The organism is Phenylobacterium sp. (assembly GCF_016793225.1).
Lineage (GTDB): Bacteria > Pseudomonadota > Alphaproteobacteria > Caulobacterales > Caulobacteraceae > Phenylobacterium.
Genome location: NZ_JAEUMN010000120.1, coordinates 1 through 5864, shown reverse-complemented (window position 1 = coordinate 5864; position 5864 = coordinate 1). Strand labels below are relative to the sequence as shown.

The window sequence follows — 5864 nt, the reverse complement described above, 5'->3', positions numbered from 1 at the left end:
CTTGTGTGGCGGTAATGCCACACTACATCGGGGTGGTCCGGAGGCTGCGCTTGATCAAGGCGGCGTCCGGCGTTCCGCCAGAGTTGGGGACACCATGAACATCGACATCTATTCCGACCGCGCCAAGCAGGCGATCCAGTCGGCGCAGAGCCTCGCGCTCGCCCGCCGCCACCAGCAGCTCGCCCCCGAGCACATCCTGAAGGTCCTGCTGGAAGAGCGGGACGGCCTGACCCGCGCGCTCGTGCAGAGCGCCGGCGGCCGCCCGGACGAGCTGGACAAGGCCGCCGAGGCCGCCATCGCCAAGCTGCCCCGCGTGGAGGGCGGCTCTGGCCAGCTGTACATGAAGCCCGAGACCGCGCGCGTGTTCGCCGAGGCCGAACAGGGCGCCAAGACCGCGGGCGACGCCTTCGTCACCACCGAGCGGCTGCTGATCGCGCTGGCCAAGGAAGGCGGCGAGGCGGCGAACGTGCTGAAGGCCGCCGGCGTCACGCCCAAGAGCCTGGAGGACGCGGCCGCGGCGGTCCGCAAGGGCCGCACGGCCGACAGCGCCTCGGCCGAGGAGGGCTACGACGCCCTGAAGCGCTACGCCCGCGACCTGACCCAGGTGGCCAAGGACGGCAAGCTCGACCCGGTGATCGGCCGCGACGAGGAGATCCGCCGCACCATCCAGGTCCTCTCGCGCCGCACCAAGAACAACCCCGTCCTGATCGGCGAGCCCGGCGTCGGCAAGACCGCCGTGGTCGAAGGCCTGGCCCAGCGCATCGTGAACGGCGACGTCCCCGAGGGCCTGAAGGACCGCAAGCTGCTGGCGCTCGACATGGGCGCGCTCATCGCGGGCGCGAAGTACCGCGGCGAGTTCGAGGAGCGGCTGAAGGCGGTGCTCAACGAGGTGACCGCGGCCGAGGGCTCGATCATCCTCTTCATCGACGAGATGCACACCCTGGTGGGCGCCGGGAAGTCGGACGGGGCGATGGACGCGTCCAACCTCCTGAAACCTGCGCTCGCCAGGGGCGAGCTGCATTGCGTGGGGGCCACCACGCTCGACGAGTACCGCAAGCACGTGGAGAAGGACGCCGCCCTGGCGCGGCGCTTCCAGCCCGTGATGGTGGACGAGCCCACGGTCGAGGACACCGTCTCGATCCTGCGCGGCCTGAAGGAGAAATACGAGGTGCACCACCGCGTGCGCATCTCGGACTCGGCCATCGTGGCGGCGGCGACGCTGTCGAACCGCTACATCGCCGACCGCTTCCTGCCCGACAAGGCCATCGACCTCGTGGACGAGGCCGCCAGCCGCGTGCGCATGGCCGTCGACTCCAAGCCCGAGGAACTGGACGAGATCGACCGGCGGGTCGTGCAGCTGAAGATCGAGCGCGAGGCCCTGGCCAAGGAGACGGACGCCGCCTCCAGGGCCCGCCTCGAGAAGCTCGAGGAGGAGCTGGACGATCTCGAGGGCCAGTCCGCCGAGATGACCGCCCGCTGGAAGGCCGAGAAGGAGAAGGTGAGCTCGGCCGCCCAGGCCCGCGAGGCCCTGGACCGGCTGCGCGCCGAACTGTCGGCGGCCCAGCGCCGCGGCGATCTGCAGCGCGCCTCCGAGATCGCCTACGGCGAGATCCCCAAGCTGGAGAAGACGCTCGCCGAGGCCGAGGCCGCCGAGGACGACGCGGCCGAACAGATGACGCCCGACGTGGTCGACGCCGAGCAGATCGCCGCGGTGGTCAGCCGCTGGACCGGCGTGCCCGTCGAGAAGATGCTCGAGGGCGAGCGCGACAAGCTGCTGCGCATGGAGGACGGCCTGCGCCAGCGGGTCGTCGGCCAGGAGGAGGCGCTGGTCGCCGTCTCCGACGCCGTGCGGCGCGCCCGCGCGGGGCTGAAGGACCCGAACCGGCCGATCGGCTCGTTCCTGTTCCTGGGCCCCACGGGCGTCGGCAAGACCGAGCTCACCAAGGCTCTGGCCGAGTTCCTGTTCGACGACGAGTCCGCCGTGACCCGCCTCGACATGAGCGAGTACATGGAGAAGCACTCGGTGAGCCGGATGATCGGCGCGCCTCCCGGCTACGTCGGCTACGACGAGGGCGGGGCGCTGACCGAGAGCGTGCGGCGCCGGCCCTACCAGGTCGTGCTGTTCGACGAGGTCGAGAAGGCCCACCCGGACGTGTTCAACGTGCTCCTCCAGGTGCTGGACGACGGCCGGCTGACGGACGGGCAGGGCCGCACGGTCGACTTCCGTAACGTGCTGATCATCATGACCTCGAACCTCGGTTCGCAGTTCCTGGCCGAGCTGGCCGACGGCGAGGACGTGGAGAAGGCGCGGCCCGGCGTCATGGAGGTGGTCCGCCACCATTTCCGGCCCGAGTTCCTGAACCGGATCGACGAGATCATCCTCTTCAAGCGGCTGGGCCGCGGCGAGATGGACGATATCGTGCGCATCCAGCTCAAGCGTCTCGAGCGGCTGCTCGCCGACCGCCGCATGACCCTGGCGCTGGACAACGCGGCCCTGCACTGGCTGGGCGAGCGCGGCTACGACCCGGTCTACGGGGCCCGGCCGCTGAAGCGCGTGATCCAGAAGGACCTCATCGACCCGATCGCGCGCAAGCTGCTGGCGGGCGAGCTGGAGGACGGCGCGGTCATCGACGTCCACGCCGGCGACGAGGGCCTGCAGATCGCCCGCGCCAAGGTCCACTGACGCCTTCCCTTCCCGCCTTGCGGGAAGGGGGACCGTCCGCCGAGCCCGCAGGGCGAAGAGCGGATGGTGGGAAGGGAAAGCCGCAGGCACCGCCTTGCCGTTGCGGGAGTGCCGTCCAGCCGTTCGCCCTTCCCACCGCTCGCTCTTCGGCGAGCGGTCCCCCTTCCCTTGCACGGTAAGGGACAGGCGACCTTCAGCACCGCTGCGCCGCATATAAGTTTATCTCTATAGATGAGCTTGGAATTAGGGCTAGGCTCGCGTCATGCCCGATTTCCTGATCTTCGCCTTCGTGGGGTTCCTGGCCCAGATCGTGGACGGCGCCCTGGGCATGGCCTACGGCGTGATCTCGTCCACGGTGCTGCTGGCCTTCGGCGTGCCGCCGGCCAGCGCCTCGGCCAGCGTGCATGCGGCCGAGGTGTTCACCACTGCGGCGTCCGCCGGCTCGCATGCGGTGAACCGCAACGTGAACTGGAAGCTGTTCGCGCCGCTGGCCGCCGGCGGCTGCATCGGCGGGGCGGCGGGCGCCTTCGTGCTGACCTCGATCGACGGCGACGTGCTGAAGCCGTTCATCACCGCCTACCTGGCCCTGATGGGCGCCGTGATCCTCTACCGCGCCTGGCGCGCCCGCGAGCCGCGACCGTTCCCGCTGAAGTGGAGCGGCCCCCTGGGCGCGGGCGGGGGCTTCCTGGACGCCGTCGGCGGCGGCGGCTGGGGCCCGACGGTGACCACCGCCATGGTGGGCTCGGGCGCCGATCCGCGCCTGGCCATCGGCACGGCGAACACCGCGGAGTTCTTCGTCACCTCGACCATCTCGGCCGCCTTCCTGGCCGCGCTGCTCTCGGGCCACTGGGAGGAGGGCGGCCTGACCACCCACGCCGCGTCCGTCGCCGGGCTCATCGTGGGCGGCCTGCTGGCGGCCCCGCTGGCCGGCGTGGTGGTGCGGCGCGTGCCGGTGCGCGCGCTGACCTATGCGGTGGGCGTGATCGTCCTGCTGCTCGCCGGCTACCAGACGGTGCGCCAGCTCGGCTGGGTGTGAGCGCCTATAGGGCCAGCGGCGTCGTGCGGCCGCCGCGCAGCACCACCCGACGCATCAGGGCCACCGTGCCGCCGTTCCCGGCCGCCGGCCGCGCCACGGTGATGGCGTACCAGACCCCGTCGGCCAGGCCGCCGAAGGCGAACTGGTCGGCGTCGTCGCAGGTGGTGCGCTTCACGTAGGGCCCGGCGTCTCCCGCGGGGGCGTTCGGCGTGCGGGCGCGGACCTCGTCGGCCGGCAGCGCGGCGCGGTCGCCCGAGCCGTAGAGGTAGGTCATCCGCCGCGCCGACCAGGGCGTTTCGGGCGTCAGCACCACCGTCGAACCCGCGCAGGTGTAGCGCAGGCCGCCGATCCGGTAGGTCACGCGCCCGGCGATCACGTTGCGGCCCGGCCGCTGGGACCAGGCGAAATCGGCCGCGTTGAACGGCGGCGCGGGCCCGGCCGCCGGGCGCGGCGGCGGCGCGGCGCCTCCGGGCGGGGGAGGGCCCAGCGTGGGCGCACAGGCCGAGACGAGGGCGGCGAGCCCGACGATGCCGATCAGGGGGGTCCGGAGCATGGCTGCACCTTATAGGGGATTGCGGCGGAAGCTTGCCAGCCCGGCAGGCGATTTGCCCTCCTCAACCGGCCCGACCTTTGGCATATCGACGTTCGAAGCTCAGCAGCGGAGGCCGGAATGGCGCACAAGTTCGAGATCTACAAGGACAAGGCCGGCGAGTTCCGGGTGCGCTTCAAGTACAACGCCGAGACCATCTTCTCGACCGAGGGCTACGCGTCGAAGTCCGGCGCCAAGTCGGCCATCGAGAGCATCAAGAAGCACGTCGGCGACGCCGAGGTGGTCGAGGTCGAATAGGTCCTCCCCCAGAGGGGGCGCTGGAAGCCGGCTCGCGGCTGTCATCCCGGTTTCGCGCAGCGAAGACCGGGACCCATACGCGCCCAATCCCAGGGACGACCCGCGGGCGGCGCCGCCGCGCCTCATGCGGAGTTACGGACGCCGGCTCGGGCGTGGCCTTTAGCCCCCTCCGGGCCGTCGGCCCATTAGCCCTTGCCCCAGGAGGGCGCCAAGCCGGTCGTTCGATCCTCACCCGCAGGGGGAGGGTCGCCCGCCGCAGCCGCTCAGTCGTCGCCGCGCACCTTGCCCCGCATGGCCTTGACGCCCGAGCGCTTGGACTTGCCCTCCAGCCGGCGCAGCTTGCTGGCGTAGGTGGGCCTGGTCTTCTTCCGCGGCGGCGGCGGGGGTTCGGCGGCCTTGCGGATCAGCTCCAGCAGCCGCTCCAGCGCCTCCTGCCGGTTCATCTCCTGTGACCGCCGGGACTGGGCCACCAGCACCAGCACGCCTTCCAGCGTCAGCCGCGAACCCGCCAGCTTCTCCAGCCGCGCCCGCACGCCCTCGGGCAGGGACGGCGACCCGCGCACGTCGAACCGCAGCTCGATCGCGGTCGAGACCTTGTTCACATGCTGGCCGCCGGGCCCGGAGGCGCGGATCGCGCGGACCTGCACCTCGTCGTCCTCCAGCGTGATGGCGGGCGTCACCTCGATCATGCACGCGATTTTGCCATGCTTCGCCGTTGCGGCTATGGTCGCCGCGATGCGCGCGATGTTCGCCCTTTGCGTACTTCCCAACGCCACCGCCCCCGGCGGGCCGGTGAGGGATGTCCTGCGCTAGCGAACGAAGGCCGCGGACCAACCACCACCAGCCCCGCCGGGATCCGGACGGGGCTTTTTCATGCCCCCGTCCCCCGGCCCTCGGAGACGATCATGAGCGAGACGACCGACATCACCGTCCGCGCCGGCGAGCCGGCCGATATGGCGCAGGTGGCGCAGGTGCTGGGCCAGCCGCGCGCCGTCTGGGGGACGCTGCAGACGCCCTTCACGCCCGTGGCGCTCCGCGAGGCGCGCTTCGACGCCACGGACATCAACAACCGTATGCTGGTCGCCGAGATGGACGGGCGCGTGGTGGGCATGATCGGCCTGCACCGCGAACCGCATCACCGCCGCCATCACGCCGCCGGCGTCGGCATGGCCGTTCACGACGCCTTCGCGGGCCGAGGCGTCGGGACGGCGCTCATGGCGGCCGTCGTCGACCTGGCCGACCGCTGGTGGAACGTCCGCCGGCTGGAGCTGAACGTCTATGCCGACAACGCCCGCGCC

Annotated in this window: 6 protein-coding genes; 4 read left to right on the top strand and 2 right to left on the bottom strand. The window is 71.5% G+C overall.

Annotated features, from left to right (window positions below; all coding sequences use genetic code 11):
* The first annotated feature begins 94 nt into the window (after positions 1-94).
* Both clpB and JNK30_RS14390 read left to right on the top strand, forming a co-directional pair.
* Complete coding sequence (gene clpB / locus JNK30_RS14395; RefSeq protein ID WP_293483143.1) at positions 95-2683, top strand: ATP-dependent chaperone ClpB; 2589 nt, start codon at positions 95-97, stop codon at positions 2681-2683.
* 262 nt (positions 2684-2945) lie between these two features.
* Positions 2946-3719 carry a sulfite exporter TauE/SafE family protein gene (locus JNK30_RS14390; RefSeq protein WP_293483142.1) on the top strand — a complete coding sequence of 258 codons (774 nt, stop codon included), beginning with the start codon at positions 2946-2948 and terminating at the stop codon, positions 3717-3719.
* Positions 3720-3723: 4 nt separating this feature from the next.
* On the opposite strand, the gene JNK30_RS14385 is transcribed toward JNK30_RS14390, so the two are convergent.
* Positions 3724-4272 (bottom strand): hypothetical protein, encoded by a 549-nt coding sequence (locus tag JNK30_RS14385; protein ID WP_293483141.1) that lies wholly within the window; start codon positions 4270-4272, stop codon positions 3724-3726.
* A 117-nt stretch (positions 4273-4389) separates the two neighbouring features.
* Between JNK30_RS14385 and JNK30_RS14380 the strand changes: the two genes are divergently transcribed.
* Entirely contained in the window at positions 4390-4566 is a 177-nt protein-coding gene (locus JNK30_RS14380; RefSeq protein ID WP_293483140.1) for a DUF1508 domain-containing protein, read from the top strand.
* Positions 4567-4829: 263 nt separating this feature from the next.
* On the opposite strand, the gene arfB is transcribed toward JNK30_RS14380, so the two are convergent.
* A complete protein-coding gene (gene arfB, locus JNK30_RS14375; protein ID WP_293483139.1) occupies positions 4830-5255 on the bottom strand; it encodes an alternative ribosome rescue aminoacyl-tRNA hydrolase ArfB in 426 nt (141 codons plus the stop codon).
* 216 nt (positions 5256-5471) lie between these two features.
* Between arfB and JNK30_RS14370 the strand changes: the two genes are divergently transcribed.
* On the top strand, positions 5472-5864 hold a 393-nt coding region (locus JNK30_RS14370; protein ID WP_293483137.1), incomplete at its 3' end, for a GNAT family N-acetyltransferase.